The sequence below is a fragment of the Shimia sp. genome (genome assembly GCF_049116215.1).
Taxonomy (GTDB): Bacteria; Pseudomonadota; Alphaproteobacteria; order Rhodobacterales; family Rhodobacteraceae; genus Shimia.
On the sequence record NZ_JAGDZB010000006.1, the window covers coordinates 125,885 to 142,918 of the forward strand.

The following is a 17,034-nucleotide window of genomic DNA, read 5'->3' on the forward strand; positions in this document are numbered from 1 at the left end:
GGTTATTCGGCGGCGTCCGGCGCGTTCAGGTCAATGCGTGTGGCGCGCCACAGGGCGGGAATTTGGGTAATCAGCTCTTCAAACAGGCGTTTGTTGCCCTGTTTGGCGGCGGTGTCGGCCTGCGCCAGAATGTCGTGCAGCGCGTGGGCGCCAAAGATTGCGGCGGCGCCGGAGAGGTCATGGCAGCGTTTGGCCACATCCTGAACATCGCGGTATGGCGCAGTGACCGCGGCTAAAAGAGCGTCGCCTTCGTTAAGAAACCGGGCTTGCAGGCGGTTGTAGGTGTCTTGTGGTAGACCGGCGCGGGTGGTTGGTTCGGGCGTGGACATCTCCGTCGTGCCGAAGCTTTCGTGCAGCATCTGTTGCAATGAGGGGCGGCTGATTGGTTTGGCCAGGAAGGCGCTCATGCCGGCGGAGAGGAAGCGGTCGCGGTCTTCGGGCAGGATGTTGGCGGAGACAGCCACGATCGGTGTGTCCTTGTTGGGGCCTGAGCCTGCGCGAATTTGTTTGGTGGCGGCAAGGCCGTCCATGACAGGCATGGCAATGTCCATCAGGATCATGTCGAAGGCTTTGACCTCCGCCAATTGCACGCCTTCGGCGCCATTGGACGCCAGGGTGACCCAGTGGCCTTCGCGTTGCAGCAGTTCTTGGGCCAGCTCGCGGTTGATCTCGTTGTCTTCGACCACCAGCATGTGCAGGTGGGTGACATCCGGTGTAGGCTCAGTGATTTGGGATGCGGGAGGTTGGCGGCCTTCCTCCATGGGCAGGCGCACCCAGAAGGTGCTGCCGACGTCCGCTGTGCTTTCCACACCAATTTCGCCGCCCAGAGCAGTGACGATGCGGCGCGCGATACCGAGGCCGAGCCCGGTGCCACCGGGGACGCGGCCCAACGTGGGGGCATTGGTGACAAAATCGTCAAATACTTTGGGCAGGCGGTCTTCGGAGATGCCGATGCCAGTGTCGCTGACCCGCAGTTCTACCGCGGGATGGCCGTTGATGGTTTCGGGCAGGGCCTCAGCCTCGATGGTGATGGTGCCGTTGTCGGTGAATTTGATGGCATTGCCCAGGAGGTTGAGCAGTATTTGCTCAAGTGCGGCGCGGTCTGTGCGGACCCAGGCGCGGGCGCGGCCTTCCCAACGCCAACTGAGCGTGGTGCCGTGGCGGTTGGCGGCGGAAAGTTGACTGTCGACCAACTCCTGCAGGAGTTTGGAGAGGTCGGTGCAGGCGATGTTGATATCGAGCTTGCCGGCCTCAAAGCGGGTGATGTCGAGCACCGTGTCGACATGGCGCATCAGCACGCGGCCGGAGATTTCCATATTGCGCACATAGCGGGTCTGGATCGGGCCGAGGGCTGTGTCATTCAACAGGCTGAGATTGCCAAGGATGCCGTTGAGCGGGGTGCGGATTTCGTGGCTCATCACGGCGAGGAACTCGGCCTTGGCACGCTCGCCTGCCAAGGCGCGGTCACGGGTTTCGAGCAGCTCCTTTTCCGCGGCGACACGGTCTGAGATGTCATGTAAAAAGCCGATGAGGATTTGTTCGTCGTTGTCCTCGGCCATTTCGATGGCGATCTCAATGGGAAAGATGGTGCCATCAGAGCGCTTGGCGTCCATGCGCACGCGGCCTTTGCCTGCGGCGTGACGGTCCTGACCGGTGAGGATGCGTTCCATGGCGCGGTAGTGGGAATCGCGCAGGTCAGGGGGGGCAATCAGATCTTGAATGTTCTTGCCGCGGATGTCTTCGTAGCGGTAGCCAAAGATGGCCTCGGACGCCTTGTTGAATTCGAGCACCGCGCCTGTGCCATCGACCACCAGTACCCCGTCCATCGAGGTGGAGAGGATGGTACTCATACGGCGGTTCGCTTGGGACAAGGCGTGCCCTTTCTGGCGGGCGGCGCGGTTGGCGTAAAGCAAGTTGATTAGCAGGCCGATCACGGCGACGATCAGCAAGAGCGCGATGGTGGCCAGTCGATACAGTGTGTTGGTGATGCGCTGACGGGCGGCGTCGTTTTCGGCGGCATAAAGCGCGATGCCGGAGAGCGACATGGCACGGGCATCTGAGCGCAAGTGGGCGGATCGCACAGAGAGCAACGAGAGAGCGTCCGTCAAATCCTCATCGGAGCTGTCGATGAGTGGGATGGCTTCGTCCATAAACGTGTTCATGCGTTTTAGAGCGGCGTCAAAGTCGGGCACCACAGCCAGGCGTAGGTACGCCGGTGCCGTGGCCATGGAGCCGACGCGGCTGTAGAGGATGTCAAACCGCAGGCGGAGGCGGTCAAGATCCGGATCCGGTGTGAGCCTTGCGGCTTCTAGCGCGCCTGCAAAGTCTCGCGTTTCCAATTCGATCTGCGCCAGCGACCATTCCATGTCATTGGAAGCCAATAGCTTGATGTTGCGCAGGTTGGTGAAGACTTGTGACGCGGTGACAAAAGCGAACACCAGCAAGATCGCGATGAGGGCTGTGAGGACGAGGCCGAGAATGCGCAACGGTCGGCTTTTGCGCTGGGAGCTTGGCAGGCCCACTGCAAAGGCGGATGTGGGCAGGCGGTTCACAGCAGCGGGCCGGTGGCACGACATGGCGTCGACAGTCGAGCCGGAACGGCGAAGAGCGAATTGTAAGAAGGTACGCGCATGAGTGTCATGCGCAAACTTTAGTCGACGACTTCGATCCTGTCGAGTTGCCAGACAGCACGGGAGTGCACCTGCGACGTGCGGTATTTAGGATCGGAATCAAAGGGGTAGATCACCCACAGAGGGCCTTTGTCACGGCGGTGCATGGGCACGCCGTTCATTTCGTAGGCCAAGATCGGTGCCTCGCCTTCCAGTGAGTCGACCGGAATTTCAATGGTGTAGTCGTTGATGGCGGAAGCCCGCAGCGTGCTGCCGGAACTCCCCAGAGAATCCAGCAGCGACGCTAGCGGTACACCCGTGAACATAAGAACCCCATCGGTCCATATGGTCGTGGTTGAAATGGAGACTGCGGGTAATGTGCGCAGCATCTCCAAATCGTACTGAGCCGTGTCGTCGACGTTTGTGGCGTCGATCGTGCCCGACACGGTCAGGATGACATCGCCGGACGGTGTGTCCATTGCGTCAGATGCCCAAACTGGGCCTGTGAGTGGTAGCAAAAGCCAAGCAGCAAACGCGAAAACTGATTTGGTGGTTTTTCGCATGTTCTGCCGCCTCGTTATGCTTAACTTCTTTATAAGACCGAACACGTTTGACGCGCATCTGGTCAAGGGGATAAACACCCTATACAAAAGGGTAGGTTTGCCGTTAGGTAAAGCTTGGAATTTGTTTAAAATTTTCCGTATCTTCCTTAGGGGAGGCGGGACAACAGGAGACACTTGGGCCGCAGTGTTGGGTATAAGTCGCCATTGGTATGGTAATATGTGGCCTTAGTAGGGTGCGATTTACGCGCTGATTTCCGGCCCCTTGGAGGACCGCTTTGAAAATTTTGATCGCTGACGACCATGATTTGCTGTTGGACACGGTGACTGCGTTTGTAGATGCCACTGGGACAATGGGGTCCGTGGGAGTGTCTAATTTGGATCAAGCGATGCAGGCGCTGGACAGCAAAGGGCCGTTTGATCTTGTTTTGCTGGATTACAATATGCCGGGGATGCAAGGCGTCGAAGGCGTCAAGCGCGTGTTGGCGCATACATCGTCACCGCGTGTTGCGTTGATCTCCGGGGAAGCCAGCCGTGAGATTGTGCAAAAGGCGATGGCGGTTGGGGCCTCAGGGTTTGTGCCCAAAACATTGCCTGCGTCATCGTTGGTCAATGCCATAAAATTTATGGCGGCCGGTGAGCAGTTTATTCCAGCGGAGTTGATGCAGGCCGCAGAGGCGGTGGAGCCACATCCAATTGCACAAAAGCTGACTCGCCGTGAAATGCAGGTTTTGGAAGGGCTGTCAGTGGGCAAGTCCAATAAGGAAATTGCCCGGGACCTTGATCTGTCAGAGCCGACGATCAAGTTGCACGTGAAAAACCTCTACCGGAAAATTGACGCCGGCAATCGCACCCAAGCGGCGCTGATTGCCAAAGAAGCCGGCCTGTTCTGACCGTATAATATGTCTGGCGTGCGAGGGGCTTGCGGCTGCAGGCCAGCTGCGCGGCGTCGAGCTTTCCCGTCCCTTAATGAATTAAGGACAATTTTTACGGCATTTACCATTATGTCAGTCTTTCGCTGACGCGGGTATCCTGTGCGCGCTATCAGAACCTAGCCGGGGGGCGTTATTGGGGACTGACTATGCTGCGTCGTATTGCTGCTTTGTTTTTTGTTTGGGTGCTTTCCGTTCATGCTGTGGCAGCGGAAGACAGTGACGCGTCTTTCTCGCCATTTGGCGAGCGGGAGTACCTCGGGTTTGGCAGTCTGTTTGTGAATGACTTCCTTGGGGATGGTTATGACCGCTGGCGGTCTGGCTCTTATGGCACCAGCCGTTTCTGGGGTTACGGCTGGAATGGCGCGTTGCCGCAGTCGGCAGGTGACCTTCTGGAGTTGCGTGTCGGCGGCGAGATCATGGCCCCGGCGTGCCTGAGTTCACATATCCCGTTGGACCGCCCCTGGGCTGGCATGTTGACCGCTGGCCTGCACACGCAGTTTCAGCGGCATGGCACCGAGTTTGCCTTTGGTGGCGATGTGTTGATGATTGGTCCGCAGACTGGGCTGAACAGCCTGCAAAAGGCGATCCATGATGTGATAGGCATTGAAGGGCCTTCAGATGAGGTTCTGGCGCATCAGATCCCAAATCAGTGGCGCCTGCGCTTTGTGGGCGAAACCGGGCGTAATTTTGACCTGGGTGGCCAGGCCAGCATGCGTCCCTTTGTGGAAGCCCGCGCGGGCGATGAAAATCTGGTGCGCGCCGGTGTGGATTTCACCTTTGGCCGGTTTGGTCGCGGCGAGTTGGTGTCGCGTGATTGGGTCACTGGCCACCGCTATCGCTCCGGTGCGCGGCAGGAAAAGGGCTTGAGTTTTGTTGTGGGTGCAGACATCGCCAAAGTGTTCAGCAGTATCTATTTGCCCGAAGATCGCGGTTATCGGCTGACCGATACGCGCCGTCGTGTGCGCGCAGGTTTGCACTGGCAAGGCAAGAACCATCACCTGTTTTATGGTCTCACCTATTTGGGTGAAGAGTTCGATATGCAGTACCAGGGACAACTAGTTGGCGCGGTACGATTGGATATTCGCTTTTAAGGTGAGGTGAGGTGTTTTTTGCAACACACTGAGCTGCCACAGTATTTTTGAAACTTCCGGCTAGGCAGCTGAACTTCGCTTTGTTAACCTGTCCGTAATAAAAAAACTACTAGGCAGGTAATCAGGCAATGAAAACGGGCTTTCGTGGCACGTTTGTCATCTCCTGGTCACAGACAGAAATAGATGGTCAGAAGGCCGCACCGTTGCAGGCGCTGGAAACAGGCGTGGTGTGGTCCTGGTCGAGGGACGCCGTCCGTGTGGACGGCCCCAATGGGTTATTGCGTCTGGACCGTGGGGAAGAAGGGGCAAACATCCGCAAGCGTGCGGCGCATATGGTGCGCAAGCTGGTTGGGGCGGCAGTGAATCATCAAACGGGCATTCAGAACTTGGATGCTGTCGATATTGAACTGCCCTTGATGGAGGGCGGTTTTGTGGTGACCGATGGGGCGGAAAGCTACACTGCAACCGTGATTGAGGTGGATGGCAGTGCGCCATTGCTGATGTTTCTGGACGAACTTCCGCCAAAGAATAAGGACTTATGGGTGGTGCATTGTGCCATGAGCACGTTGCAGCGGCCCAAATCAGTACAAGAGGGTAACGGGGTGATTTGTTTTACACCAGGCACGCGGATTGCAACGCCGCAGGGGCCACGTTTGATTGAAGAGCTGCGCGAAGGCGATCAGGTGCAGACGCGGGACAATGGTGCGCAGGAGGTCCAGTGGATCGGGGCGCGGCGTATGACCGGGGCGCGATTGTTTGCGATGCCAAAGTTGCGGCCAATCCGTATTCGTCCCGGGGCGCTGGGCATTGAGCGGCCGGATCAGGAACTGTTGGTCAGCCCGGAGCATCGGATGCTGGTGCGCGGTGCCACGGCGCGGGCGCTGTTTAACGAAGGCGAAGTTCTGGTGGCGGCGCGGGATCTGGTGAACGGCAATAGCATCAGTGTGGATACGGCGCTTAAGGAGGTGACCTATGTGCATCTGCTGTTGCCGTGCCATGAGGTGATCTGGGCCAATGGTGTGGAGACCGAGAGTTTCCATCCGGCCAATGCGGCGCTGGATGCGTTAAAAGAAGAAGATCGGGTGCGTTTGTTTGAGCGCCAGCCAGAGTTGGCGCAGAACCCGCACAGCTACGGGCCGCACGCGCGGCGCAATCTGACTGCCAGCGAGGCGGCGATTTTGATGCACGACGCGGCCTAGTCGGAACGAAATGAAAAAGCCCCGGATGATCTCCGGGGCTTTTGCTTTGTGGGCTACTCGGCAGCGGCGTTGGTGGTTAGGACGTGGGGTAGCCAGTTGGCCAGCTCAGCGCCAATCAGATGCGGGTTGTCCTCCTGCAGGTAGTGGATGCCTGCGCCAATATCGACAGTGGTCAAGTTCTTGATGGTGTTGCGGCACCAAGTTAACTCGTCGGCTTGGATAGTACCGCCCGGCGTCGCATAGAACAGCAGCATGGGCAGATCGGTTTGCCCGAGCCATTGGCTGTAGCTTTGCACGACGTCAAAGACATCCTTGGGGCTGCCGTCGATGGGGATTTCTGTGGGCCACATGCGCAATGGTTTTCGGCTGCGGGCAGTGGGGTAGGGCGCGCGGTAGGCGGCCATTTCTGCTTCTGTCAGTTTGCGGATCATGGCGCTGGGCAGGATCTTGTTCACAAACATATTGGCGGCGGAAACCATCAACCAGCCGAGGACCGGCGTGCGCATCATCTTGAAGCCGATGCGGAAGTCGCGGGAGAAGCTGTCCCAGGTCATCGGGCGGATGACGGCTTCCATGAAGGCGATGCCGCGCACGTTTTCTGGATGGCGGCGGGCGTAATGAAACCCGAGAGCGGAGCCCCAATCGTGGATCACCAGCACCACATCCTTAAGCCTAAGCGCCTCGATGAAGCCGTCAAGATACGGAACGTGATCCTCAAAGCGGTAGGCCAGGTCCGGTTTGTCGGATTTGCCCATGCCGATCAGATCAAGCGCGTGGCGCGGCCGTGCGGCGTGACGTGCGGGATGATGTTGCGCCAGAGATAAGAGCTGGTGGGGTTGCCGTGGATGAAGAGGACGGGCTGACCTTCGCCTTCATCGACGTAGTGGATTTTGTGGCCGTTCACCTCAACAAAGCGGGATTGAAAGGGGAAATCGGCGGAGATCGGTTGGGAGTTTGTCATTTGGGGCCTCTCAGAAGGACTTAGGCGCGGTAGGCGAAAAAGGCGCGCACTGGGGCGGAGAAGGATAGTGCCATGCTGATCGCAAAGGTCAGGAAGCCAATGGGGGCGCCGACGTAAAGCGAGATGCCGAGGTCGGCCAGAAGGGCGACGCACAGGCCAAGCATGTGGCGTTTCAGGATTGAACGGACGAGGCCTGCAAAGGCCAGCACGTAGCCACCAAGCGCGAGCAGCATCAGGGTGGCGGCGCTGTTGCTTTCAAGGCCATGCACGGACAGGCCGTAGAATTTGAAGGCTACGAAGAAACCGACGGTCAGCAGAATTTTCAAAGCGTTCAGGATGAAGATCACCCGAAGCAGGATGGGTTTTGTGGCGCCGAGCTGTGGGTCGAGTGTGGTCATGGTGATCTCCTTTGGGCGTTTGGTGCGGCGCATTGAGGGACGTCGCGGAATATGCTAGTCGTGTGGATAGAAACAAAACTATCCACACGGATAGAAAAGGCATGGAGAATTCTGTGGCGCGCAAACGAAAGGCCGATCACGAGACCGCGATTGCGGGTGCGTTGGCGCTCTTCTGGGAGAAGGGATACACCGGCGCGAGCACGCGGGAGATTGAAGAGAAAACCGGGCTGACGCGGTTTACGTTGCAGACGGCCTATGGTGGCAAGGAGGCGTTTTTCCTCGCAACGTTAGACAGTTACCTCAACAACGCCGAAGCACAGCATTTCCCGGATGCGGAGACGTTTACGTTGTCGGATTTGGCGGAGTGGTTTGAGAGCATTGCCTCGGAGCAGAAAATCCCACGGGTCGAGGACGCGGGGTGTTTGGCGTTTAACTCGATTAGTCAGTTTGACCGCTCTGACCCGGAGGTGAATGCCCGGATTTCCCGTTACCTCGAAACCTTGGAGGGCAGATTCGCAGCGATTCTGACACGGGCGGCGCAGGCTGGAACAGTGCAACTGCCGCAATCCCCGGAAGCAGCGGCGCAGGTTCTGGTGGGGCTTTTGTTGGGGCTACATTCCGTCATAAAGGCGCGCACCGAGGACTCAATGGCGCGGTCTTATGCGGCGGCCGCGGCAGGGCTGATGCGCAGCTGGGAAGTGTCCTAGTGCGGGCTTAAAGCGGCGACAAAAAGAAACCCCGCCGGACTGGCGGGGTTTCTTAGTTTAGCCGGCTAGGTCTTCGGCCAACATGAAGGCGTTGTCGTCCGGATCATAGAAGGTCGCCAGTTTGACCATCTCCGGAATGACTTGTGTCGGGCCGTCGAACTTTACGTTCGCCGCCTCAAGCGCGCTGCGGGCGGTGTCGATGTCGTCGACGCCAAACACCGGGACGCAATTGCCAGGTTTGGGCTCGGATTGCTCGCCCAAGCCAAGGATCACGCCCTCGGTTTTGGTGTCAAGTTCGCTCCAGCCGGCTTCGTCAATGTGATAGCGCAGCTCAAAGCCCAGTTTCTCTTTGAACCAGGCGGCGCTGGCGTGGCGATCACTCACAGAAATTGAGAGCGTGATGATGTTGGTCAATGCGGCAAGAGCCATGATGCGGTCCTTAGTGGTTGTTGTTTTCACAAAATGTAGTTACTATACTTTATGGACATTAAGTTGCTTGTCAAGATCACCTCTCGGGCCTGGGCGCTCGACATTCTGGCGCAGATGCATCGTGGCGTACCGGGGCGGCAGGCGACGTTGATTGCAGCCACAGGGGCGGGGCGCACGGCCTTTGGTGCCAGTCTAGCGCACCTGATGGAGCTGGGGGTGGTGATGCGAAATCCCGGACACGGGCATCCGTTGCGGCCGGAATTTGTTTTGACGGACCTGGGCGCAGTGGCGGCGGCTAAGGCAGATGAGATTTTGCGGGTGGCGGAAGAGAGCGACACCAAGCTGTTGCGCAAAAGCTGGACCGTGCCAGTGTTGGCGTTGGCGACGCGGCCGCAGCGGTTTTCTGGCTTCAAGGCGGGATTGGGCGCGATCACGGATCGGGCGCTCTCCACCTCGTTGCAGAAATTGGAGGCCCAGGAGTGGGTGGCACGGGAGATTGATCTGTCCGAACGGGTGCCGTTTCCGACCTATCAGGCGGTGAACGCCGGGGCGCGGATCAGCCAGGTGATTGGGTTGGCGGGTTAGGTTCCCGGTAGGTGCGGTTCCCGGAAGAAAATGTTATTTGCCGACATGGTGGCGGTGTCGTCGCCTATGGCAGCAGTGCGGGACAGAACGGCCCTTCACTCTGATCGATTCAACTGGCGCATTGGGCCCAAACCGGACATCCTGATTGGAAGGATTGTTCGGCAACGACTCAATCCAGAGATTGGTCGTCTAGGGCTCAGTAGAATAGCGCGTTCCAGGATTGAATGTGTCGGCTTCAAACACCTCTTCGACCACATCAAAAGTGTTATCGTATACAACATCTCCACCGATAACTGTTCTGGCTACATTAGTAGTCCACAATTGCTCAATTGGAGCTTCGAAGGGATTGCGATCAAGAACAATGAAGTCAGCGAGCTTGCCTGCCTCTATCGATCCAAGACGATCTTCCCAACCACTTCCAAGGCAATGCGCTCCACCTTGCGTAAAGCCGTAAATCGCCTCTTCCAGATTTATCGATTGATTAGGGTTCAAAGATGGACCAGTTGGGTTTTCCGGGTCTGTGCGCATGATCCAGGATTGCATTTGATGAAAGCCGTTGGGCTCTGGAATCAGGGCAGAGGCCCAGTCACTGCCGAAGCCCACAGGAATTCCCATGTCGAGGGCGCGGGCGGTTTGAAACGCCTTGATTGAATCGCTGACATTAAAGAAGGACTGATATCGATCACCAACAGGCGGCGCCATGCTGCCTTCGATTTCCGGTGCTGGATATGATAGTGCAGGCGAGAAATCCATGCACAAACCGTCGATCTCTGCCAGGACCTCAAAGTCTTCCTTTCGTGTCATCCATGCGTGAGAGAAATGCAATAACGGGCCATCGGGGCCGATTTCATTGCGCACCCTTTTGAACAGTTGCGCAAGTTCCTTACCGCCTGCGTCCCCTATCACGTGAACGATAACCCCAAGGCCTTTTTGATTAAAGTCTAAAACCTCAGCTTCGAACTGTTCAACCGGCATTGTGGTTTGGCCTCGCTGACCGGGGAGATCTTCGTAATCGTCTAGCAAATACGCGGTAAAGCTGTCGGGTCCGCCGTCAAAGAACATTTTCACAGTGTTTGGCTTTACTAGGCGTGTTTCATAAGACGCCCAGTCAGCAATTGTGACCGCCTGCTCTTCAGCGACCTTTTCCATATAATGACTGCGCCAATCCCAGGATGGAAACAGGCGCATTGTGAGGTCACCTCGTCGGTCAAGAATGTTTGCGGCCTCAACAGGAACTGCGTGCCCTTCCGCAGCTTTGATCGCGGTGAACCCAAAGGAATTCCACTCGGCAAATATCTTGGCTTGCGCAGTGGCCACGGCATCAACAGGTACTTCGGGCAAGGCTTGGGCAATCACGCCCATTGCATATTCTCTAGCTGTTCCACTGGGTTCGTTGGTGATCGGGTCTCTATCAAAAAGAACTTTTTTTGTGTTTTCGTAGTCTGCCGTGACCCCCGCAAGCTCTAATGCCTTTGAATTGACCCAGGCAGAATGTCCGGTTTGGCTGATCAGATATACAGGCCTGTCGGATACGATGGCATCCAAAAGCTCTTTGTTTGGGCTGTCGTTTTCAAAAACCCCCAGATTCCATTGACCACCCCGGATCAGCTCGACATCCGGATTGGCCTCTGCATAGGCCTTGATGTCAGCCAACATTTGGTTGGCATCAGTGGGGTTTGAAAAAATCACGCCTGCGCGGTCAACACCGACTGAAAGCGGGTGTGCGTGGACATCTATCAGGCCCGGCATGACAAATGCGCCTTCCAGATCAATTATTTTTGTGGTCTCTCCGGCGGCGGCCATAGCATCTTCGTTGGAGCCGACTATTTCAAAGCTGCCATTGTTTATGGCGACTGCTTCGGCCCAAGGGTTGGCGCCGTCAACTGTGTAAACCTTACCATTCAAATAGACGGCATCGGCATCCTGAGAGAATGCTGCAGTACCCGCAAGTACAATGGCGAGGCATGATGACGTAAAAAGTTGCATGACCGATCTCCAAAATTCCTATGACCTAGCGATTTTTTTAGCACGGCGCTGGATGAATGTAACGTTACGAGTACTCAAGAATGACCCGAAGGTCGGCTAACCGCCCCAAAAAAACGAATTGTGCTTGCAGCGGCATAAGTCACTATGGGCTCAATGTAGACATAGCCCACTCCTCGCTTGACTCCCCCAGAATCCCCCGTATAAGCGCGGCTTCATTGGTGTTGGTGGCCCTCGCAAGAGGATGCCTGTCATGTCGGCAAAATCCGGCAAGAGGACAACGCCCTTCGAAACCTAAACGAAGGAGATCAGCAGATGACAAAAAGAACTGCTGCCAAGTACAAAATTGACCGCCGGATGGGCGAAAACATCTGGGGTCGTCCAAAATCCCCAGTCAACCGTCGTGACTATGGCCCAGGCCAGCATGGTCAGCGCCGCAAGGGCAAGCTGTCCGACTTCGGTACGCAGCTTCGCGCCAAGCAGAAGCTGAAAGGCTACTACGGCGACATGACCGAGAAAATGTTCCGCCGCATCTATGCGGAAGCGGAGCGTGTTAAAGGCGACACCGGTGAAAACCTGATCGGCCTGCTGGAGCGCCGCCTGGATGCGGTTGTGTACCGCGCCAAGTTTGTGGCCACCGTGTTTGCTGCCCGTCAGTTTGTGAACCACGGCCACGTTCTGGTGAACGGCAAGCGCGTGAACATCGCGTCTTACCGCGTTAAAGAAGGCGACGTGATCGAAGTTCGTGAGAAGTCCAAGCAGCTCGCAGTTCTGCTGGAAGCCACTCAGCTGAACGAGCGCGACGTGCCTGACTACATCGACGCCGACCACAACAAAATGACCGCAACTTTTGTACGCGCACCTGGCCTGTCCGACGTGCCATACCCAGTTGTGATGGAACCAAACCTGGTCGTGGAATTCTACGCGAAGAACTAATCTTCGCCGACCTAGGTTACAGAATACGAAGAGGGCCGCGAGTGTATCGCGGCCCTTTTTATTTGCGCGGGTTTTGGAAGTTGCTGCGGCGCTGGGTGGGCTTAGCCTTTGGCCAGCGTGTCGCCGAGTTTTTCCAGCAGCTTCAGGCAATCGGACAGTTGATCCAGCGCGATGAATTCGTCGGCCTTGTGGGCCTGCTCGATTGAACCGGGGCCGCAGACCACCACGTCCATACCCATCGACTGAAACAGGCCTGCCTCGGTGCCAAAGGGCACAAGGTCTGCGCCGTTGGCGCCGGTGAGCTCCATCAGCAGTTTGCGCGCGGCGTTGTCGTCCACGGGCACAAGGCCTGCGACCTCCCCCACAACTTCGGTGTCGATCTGCGCGTCGGGGAAGACCTTGCGCATGGCGGGCAGCAGCTCGTCTTCGCAGTAGGCTTTCAGGGCCTCTTTTACAAAGCTGGCGTCGCTGGCCTGTACCGGGCGCATTTCCCAATCCACCTGCGCCTTGGGGGCAATGACGTTGTGCACGCTGCCGCCGTGCAGCGCGCCGACGTTCACGGTGGTCCAGGGGGGCTCAAAGCGGCTGGTATCTGGCGCCATGGTGGTGAGCTTGGCTTTCAGTTCCAGCAGGCGGGAGACATAGCGGGCGGCGTATTCGACGGCGTTGACACCCAGATCGGGTGCGGAGCCGTGGCCTTCCAACCCCTGAAAACGGGTGCTGTACTCGTGGCAGCCTTTGTGGCCTTCGATGATGCGCATGGAGGTCGGCTCGCCAATGATGGCCAGCCGGGGATTAATGTTGCGCTCTTTCAGGGCCTCAACCAGATGGCCTGCGCCAATGCAGCCGGTCTCCTCGTCATAGGTGAAGGCAAAATGCACCGGCGTGTCGGTGACTCGCTGGGCAAAGTGGGGCGCCATAGCGACGGTGGCGGCGATGAAGCCTTTCATGTCGCAGGTGCCGCGCCCGTAAAGACGGCCGTCGCGCTGCTCCATGACAAAGGGGTCGGAGGTCCAGTCCTGATCGGTGACCGGCACCACATCGCTGTGACCTGAGAGCACAATGCCGCCGTCGACCGCAGGGCCAAGGGTGGCAAAGAGGTTGGCCTTTTTGCCAGTCTCGTCGTGGAAGATCTCCACCTTGGCGCCGCAGTCTTTTAGACGTGCGGCAAGGTAGGAGATCATGTCGAGGTTGCTGTCGACTGAAACGGTCGGGAAGGCGATTAGGTCGGACAGGATCTGTTTGGTGGTCTCCAGCATGGGTCAGCCTTTGACAATGAGCTTGCGTTCCAGGTCACAAAGCGGCTCAGCGGCCCCATCTGCGCGGATCAGGATGGTTTCGGTGGTCTCCAGCCCCCAGCTGTCCATCCAGAGGGCGGGCATGAAGTGGAAGACCATGCCGGGTTGCAGCACGGTTTCATCTTCAGAGCGGATCGAGGCGGAGCGTTCGCCCCAGTCTGGCGGGTAGCTGAGGCCGATGGGGTAGCCCATGCGGCCGGAGCGTTCGATGCCGTGTTTGGCGAGCACATCCATAAAGGCATCGGCAATGTCGCAGGTGCGGTTGCCAGCGCGTGCGGCTTCCAGACCGGCGGAGATGCCCTCGAGCTGGGCCTCTTCGGCGTGCAGCATGTCATCGGAGGGTGTGCCGAGGAAAACGGTGCGGCTGATCGGAGCATGGTAGCGGCGATAGCAGCCCGAGAGCTCAAAAAACGTCGCTTCGCCTTCGCGCATTGGCGTGCCGTCCCAAGTGAGGTGGGCGGCGGTGGCGTCCAGACCAGACGGCGTGAGAGGCACGATGGCGGGGTAGTCGCCCCAATCGTCGCCGATGCCTTCGATGCCGGCCTTCATGATGTCGGCCACCACATCGTTTTTGCGCACGCCGGGGGCGGCGCGGTCGATGGCGGTCAACATGACCTTTTCGGTGATGCGGGCGGCCTTGCGGATGAACTCCACCTCGACATCGGATTTCACCAGACGCTGCCAGTTCACCAGTGCGGTGGCGTCCACCAGCGTGGCCTCAGGCAGCTCGTCGGTGAGGACAGCATGGGCTTTGGCGGAGTAGTAATAGTTCTCCATTTCCACGCCGATACGCGCGGCCGTGAAGCCGCGCGCTTTGAGTTGTTCTGCCAGGTCCTGCATGGGGTGCACGACCGTGGATTGCACGAAATGATCTGCGTAGCCGAGGATATTGGCGTGATCCATCCAGCAGGTACGGCGACCGCCCATCATGTCCATGTAGCGACCCCACCAAATGGGCTCGCCTTCCATGGTCACAATCACACCTTGGTGGACGTAAAATGACCAGCCGTCATATCCGGTCAACCAGGCCTGGTTAGAGGGGTCGGTGACAAAGAGAACCGCCAGACCCGCCTCTGCCATAGCGGCACGGGTTTTGGAGAGACGGCGTTGATATTCAGCACTGCTGAACGGGGCTTTGGACAGGGTCATCTCATGCTCCTTGGGCTTACGGCAGAACGGTTGCGACGGCGCGCACGGTGGCGGCGACCACCAAATCGGCTTCTTTGCGGGTCAGGCAGAACGGTGGGGCAAAGCCCAGAATGTCGCCTTGTGGCATGGCGCGGGCAATCACATTGTCCTGCTCCAGCAGTTTGGCGGCAATCTGTGGGCCAATCTTGTCCGCAGCGTCAAAGAAGGTGCGGCTGTCTTTGTCGGCGACAAATTCCACGGCACACATCATGCCTTCGCCCCGGATGTCCCCCACATTGGCGTGTGCGCCGAGCGCCTCAGACATGGTTTTGTTGAAGTAAGCGCCTACGGTGCCTGCGTTTTCCACGAGGTTGAGCTCGTCGATCAGCTTGAGGTTGGCCACACCTGCGGCGGCACCAATTGGGTGGGCGGAGTAGGTCCAGCCGTGGCCGATGGGGCCGTTGTCATCGGTGCCTTTTTCCAGCACGGACCACATTTTGTCAGACACAATGGAGCCCGAAAGTGGCGCGTAGGCGGAGGTCAGGCCTTTGGCGATGGTGATCAGGTCCGGCTTCAGGCCGTAGTGGTCGGAGCCAAACATCGAGCCAAGGCGGCCAAAGCCGGTGACAACTTCATCCGCAACCAGCAGGATGTCGTGTTTGTCCAGAACTGCTTGAATGGCAGGCCAGTAGCCAGCAGGGGGCGGCACAATGCCACCGGTGCCCAGAACCGGTTCGCCAATGAAGGCGGCAATGGTGTCAGCGCCTTCGCGGGCAATGGTTTCTTCCAGTGCAGCTACGCAATGGGCGACAAACTGCTCCTCAGACTGGCTCTGATCTTCGCGGCCGAAGTAGTAAGGCGCCTCTGTGTGCACAACTTGGGCCAGCGGCAAGTCAAACTTGTTGTGGAACAGCTCCAGGCCGGTGAGGGAGCCGGTCATCAGGCCGGAGCCGTGGTAGCCGCGCCAGCGCGAGATGATTTTCTTCTTCTCAGGACGACCCAGGATGTTGTTGTAGTACCAGATCAGCTTGATGTTGGTTTCATTGGCGTCTGAGCCGGAGAGTCCGAAATAGACCTTGGACATGTGGTTGGGTGCGCGGTCGAGCACCATTTTGGCCAACGTGATGGAGGCTTCGGTGCCGTGCCCCACGTAGGAGTGGTAGTAGGCCAACTCTTTGGCTTGGTCAGCAATTGCATCCGCAATGTCGTTGCGGCCGTACCCGACGTTGACGCAATAAAGTCCAGCAAAGGCGTCCAGCAGGCGGTTGCCATCGCGGTCTTCGATGTGACAGCCGGTGCCGCCGGTAATCACGCGATGGGGCACATTGCCCCGCGCAAATTCCGCGAGGTGGGTGGATGGGTGGAAGAAGTTTTCACGATCCCATTGTTCAAGTTTGTCGTTATGCAGCATGGCAAAACCCTCGTGCTTGTGGCGGCGCGCCGCCTAAAAAGTGACATGAAGGGAGCCAAATGCACGCGCGAGACCGGCTTAGGTCTCTGATGAGCGAAGTGGCTCCGCTCTCCCAGACAGCAGCGCGCAATGCCTTTATTGCCGGGGTTCGTGACTCGGTTTGAGCATATTTGATCAAACAAAAGCAATACGGATGTTGCGAGCGGTGGCGAAAAAACGCTGCTACGGGCTGCGTTGTGGGCAAGGGGAGTTGGCGGCAAATGTCCAGCACTATTGGGTTAAGAAAGTCAGAATTTTATGAGCAATTTTAGAGGTTTGGTTGCTTTAATGTTAAAAACATGGCAAGCTTTTTGAACCTTGCGCACGGCTGCAATTGGGGGCGGCACCGTTTATGCGGGTAAGTGCAAGAAGGAGACATCGTTATGGTAGAAGCGGTAGGCATATTGGGAGAGACCACCGGGTGGTCTGGATTGAGCGCAACGCAGAACGCGATGTTGCACGCAGCGCTGGCGAAATACGCCGGGCAGGCCGTGCCGGAGCCAAAAGCGGCTCCAAAAACAGAAAAAATCGAACCTGTGCAGGAAGCCTCGCGCAGTCAGTTGCACGGCCATGAGCCGCAGCGGCAGAATGCGATGGATGGCGCAGTGATGAGCGCGATCCGGTCGGCGGTGGCCAGCCATAGGGCGTCTGGCGGGGATGACTTTGCGCAGGTGCTGCGCAGTAAGTTGGATGCGGCGGGCATTGATAGCTCCAAATCCGTGGTGGATTATTACGCATAAGTCGGATGCCTTGCGGGCCTGGGGT

Annotated in this window: 17 protein-coding genes; 7 read left to right on the plus strand and 10 right to left on the minus strand. The window is 57.9% G+C overall.

Features of this window, described 5'->3' with window-relative positions; genetic code table 11:
* Positions 1-2: 2 nt before the first annotated feature.
* Both JXR15_RS17185 and JXR15_RS17190 read right to left on the minus strand, forming a co-directional pair.
* Positions 3-2,576, minus strand: a complete 2,574-nt coding sequence (locus JXR15_RS17185) for an ATP-binding protein (RefSeq protein WP_422054424.1) — start codon at positions 2,574-2,576, stop codon at positions 3-5.
* 74 nt (positions 2,577-2,650) lie between these two features.
* The gene (locus JXR15_RS17190; RefSeq protein WP_422054425.1) at positions 2,651-3,172 is read right to left on the minus strand and encodes a molybdopterin-dependent oxidoreductase; all 522 of its coding nucleotides are present in this window, start codon (positions 3,170-3,172) and stop codon (positions 2,651-2,653) included.
* Between the two features lie 275 nt (positions 3,173-3,447).
* Between JXR15_RS17190 and JXR15_RS17195 the strand changes: the two genes are divergently transcribed.
* From JXR15_RS17195 to JXR15_RS17205, 3 genes are all read left to right on the plus strand, one after another.
* Complete coding sequence (locus tag JXR15_RS17195; protein ID WP_422054426.1) at positions 3,448-4,062, plus strand: response regulator transcription factor; 615 nt, start codon at positions 3,448-3,450, stop codon at positions 4,060-4,062.
* Positions 4,063-4,250: 188 nt separating this feature from the next.
* On the plus strand, positions 4,251-5,195 hold the full coding sequence (locus tag JXR15_RS17200) for a lipid A-modifier LpxR family protein (protein WP_422054427.1): 945 nt from the start codon (positions 4,251-4,253) through the stop codon (positions 5,193-5,195).
* A gap of 128 nt (positions 5,196-5,323) precedes the next feature.
* The gene (locus JXR15_RS17205; protein ID WP_422054428.1) at positions 5,324-6,394 is read left to right on the plus strand and encodes a Hint domain-containing protein; all 1,071 of its coding nucleotides are present in this window, start codon (positions 5,324-5,326) and stop codon (positions 6,392-6,394) included.
* Positions 6,395-6,447: 53 nt separating this feature from the next.
* Here the strand turns inward: JXR15_RS17205 and JXR15_RS17210 are convergent, their stop codons facing one another.
* Genes JXR15_RS17210 through JXR15_RS17220 form a run of 3 tightly spaced genes read right to left on the minus strand, consistent with a single transcriptional unit; the run spans position 6,448 to position 7,753 of the window.
* Positions 6,448-7,149: a haloalkane dehalogenase gene (locus JXR15_RS17210; RefSeq protein WP_422054429.1), complete on the minus strand. Its 702-nt coding sequence runs from the start codon at positions 7,147-7,149 to the stop codon at positions 6,448-6,450.
* 5 nt (positions 7,150-7,154) lie between these two features.
* Positions 7,155-7,355: a hypothetical protein gene (locus tag JXR15_RS17215; RefSeq protein WP_422054430.1), complete on the minus strand. Its 201-nt coding sequence runs from the start codon at positions 7,353-7,355 to the stop codon at positions 7,155-7,157.
* Positions 7,356-7,375: 20 nt separating this feature from the next.
* The gene (locus JXR15_RS17220) at positions 7,376-7,753 is read right to left on the minus strand and encodes a hypothetical protein (RefSeq protein ID WP_422054431.1); all 378 of its coding nucleotides are present in this window, start codon (positions 7,751-7,753) and stop codon (positions 7,376-7,378) included.
* A gap of 113 nt (positions 7,754-7,866) precedes the next feature.
* Between JXR15_RS17220 and JXR15_RS17225 the strand changes: the two genes are divergently transcribed.
* Positions 7,867-8,460, plus strand: coding sequence for a TetR/AcrR family transcriptional regulator (locus JXR15_RS17225; RefSeq protein WP_422054432.1), 594 nt, complete (start codon positions 7,867-7,869; stop codon positions 8,458-8,460).
* A 57-nt stretch (positions 8,461-8,517) separates the two neighbouring features.
* On the opposite strand, the gene JXR15_RS17230 is transcribed toward JXR15_RS17225, so the two are convergent.
* Complete coding sequence (locus tag JXR15_RS17230; RefSeq protein ID WP_422054433.1) at positions 8,518-8,889, minus strand: VOC family protein; 372 nt, start codon at positions 8,887-8,889, stop codon at positions 8,518-8,520.
* A gap of 63 nt (positions 8,890-8,952) precedes the next feature.
* On the opposite strand from JXR15_RS17230, the gene JXR15_RS17235 reads away from it, so the two are divergent.
* Entirely contained in the window at positions 8,953-9,474 is a 522-nt protein-coding gene (locus tag JXR15_RS17235; protein WP_422054434.1) for a winged helix-turn-helix transcriptional regulator, read from the plus strand.
* Positions 9,475-9,663: 189 nt separating this feature from the next.
* Here JXR15_RS17235 and JXR15_RS17240 read toward each other — a convergent pair whose 3' ends face one another.
* Entirely contained in the window at positions 9,664-11,460 is a 1,797-nt protein-coding gene (locus tag JXR15_RS17240; RefSeq protein WP_422054435.1) for an amidohydrolase, read from the minus strand.
* Positions 11,461-11,772: 312 nt separating this feature from the next.
* Here JXR15_RS17240 and rpsD point away from each other — a divergent pair, with 312 nt between their 5' ends.
* Complete coding sequence (rpsD, locus tag JXR15_RS17245; protein WP_422054436.1) at positions 11,773-12,393, plus strand: 30S ribosomal protein S4; 621 nt, start codon at positions 11,773-11,775, stop codon at positions 12,391-12,393.
* Between the two features lie 101 nt (positions 12,394-12,494).
* Here rpsD and argE read toward each other — a convergent pair whose 3' ends face one another.
* Genes argE through JXR15_RS17260 form a run of 3 tightly spaced genes read right to left on the minus strand, consistent with a single transcriptional unit; the run spans position 12,495 to position 16,230 of the window.
* Complete coding sequence (gene argE, locus JXR15_RS17250; RefSeq protein WP_422054437.1) at positions 12,495-13,652, minus strand: acetylornithine deacetylase; 1,158 nt, start codon at positions 13,650-13,652, stop codon at positions 12,495-12,497.
* Between the two features lie 3 nt (positions 13,653-13,655).
* Positions 13,656-14,840 carry a M24 family metallopeptidase gene (locus tag JXR15_RS17255; RefSeq protein ID WP_422054438.1) on the minus strand — a complete coding sequence of 395 codons (1,185 nt, stop codon included), beginning with the start codon at positions 14,838-14,840 and terminating at the stop codon, positions 13,656-13,658.
* Between the two features lie 16 nt (positions 14,841-14,856).
* Positions 14,857-16,230 carry an aspartate aminotransferase family protein gene (locus JXR15_RS17260; protein WP_422054439.1) on the minus strand — a complete coding sequence of 458 codons (1,374 nt, stop codon included), beginning with the start codon at positions 16,228-16,230 and terminating at the stop codon, positions 14,857-14,859.
* Positions 16,231-16,652: 422 nt separating this feature from the next.
* On the opposite strand from JXR15_RS17260, the gene JXR15_RS17265 reads away from it, so the two are divergent.
* A complete protein-coding gene (locus JXR15_RS17265; protein WP_422054440.1) occupies positions 16,653-17,009 on the plus strand; it encodes a hypothetical protein in 357 nt (118 codons plus the stop codon).
* Positions 17,010-17,034 lie beyond the last annotated feature (25 nt).

What these genes read in the sequence shown, in the direction of transcription:
- JXR15_RS17185 (WP_422054424.1), bottom strand. Translation starts at nt 2,576, where the DNA reads ATGTCGTGCCACCGGCCCGCTGCTGTGAACCGCCTGCCCACATCCGCC.
- JXR15_RS17190 (WP_422054425.1), bottom strand. Translation starts at nt 3,172, where the DNA reads ATGCGAAAAACCACCAAATCAGTTTTCGCGTTTGCTGCTTGGCTTTTG.
- JXR15_RS17200 (WP_422054427.1), top strand. Translation starts at nt 4,251, where the DNA reads ATGCTGCGTCGTATTGCTGCTTTGTTTTTTGTTTGGGTGCTTTCCGTT.
- JXR15_RS17205 (WP_422054428.1), top strand. Translation starts at nt 5,324, where the DNA reads ATGAAAACGGGCTTTCGTGGCACGTTTGTCATCTCCTGGTCACAGACA.
- JXR15_RS17210 (WP_422054429.1), bottom strand. Translation starts at nt 7,149, where the DNA reads ATGGGCAAATCCGACAAACCGGACCTGGCCTACCGCTTTGAGGATCAC.
- JXR15_RS17215 (WP_422054430.1), bottom strand. Translation starts at nt 7,355, where the DNA reads ATGACAAACTCCCAACCGATCTCCGCCGATTTCCCCTTTCAATCCCGC.
- JXR15_RS17220 (WP_422054431.1), bottom strand. Translation starts at nt 7,753, where the DNA reads ATGACCACACTCGACCCACAGCTCGGCGCCACAAAACCCATCCTGCTT.
- JXR15_RS17230 (WP_422054433.1), bottom strand. Translation starts at nt 8,889, where the DNA reads ATGGCTCTTGCCGCATTGACCAACATCATCACGCTCTCAATTTCTGTG.
- JXR15_RS17240 (WP_422054435.1), bottom strand. Translation starts at nt 11,460, where the DNA reads ATGCAACTTTTTACGTCATCATGCCTCGCCATTGTACTTGCGGGTACT.
- rpsD (WP_422054436.1), top strand. Translation starts at nt 11,773, where the DNA reads ATGACAAAAAGAACTGCTGCCAAGTACAAAATTGACCGCCGGATGGGC.
- argE (WP_422054437.1), bottom strand. Translation starts at nt 13,652, where the DNA reads ATGCTGGAGACCACCAAACAGATCCTGTCCGACCTAATCGCCTTCCCG.
- JXR15_RS17255 (WP_422054438.1), bottom strand. Translation starts at nt 14,840, where the DNA reads ATGACCCTGTCCAAAGCCCCGTTCAGCAGTGCTGAATATCAACGCCGT.
- JXR15_RS17260 (WP_422054439.1), bottom strand. Translation starts at nt 16,230, where the DNA reads ATGCTGCATAACGACAAACTTGAACAATGGGATCGTGAAAACTTCTTC.
- JXR15_RS17265 (WP_422054440.1), top strand. Translation starts at nt 16,653, where the DNA reads ATGGTAGAAGCGGTAGGCATATTGGGAGAGACCACCGGGTGGTCTGGA.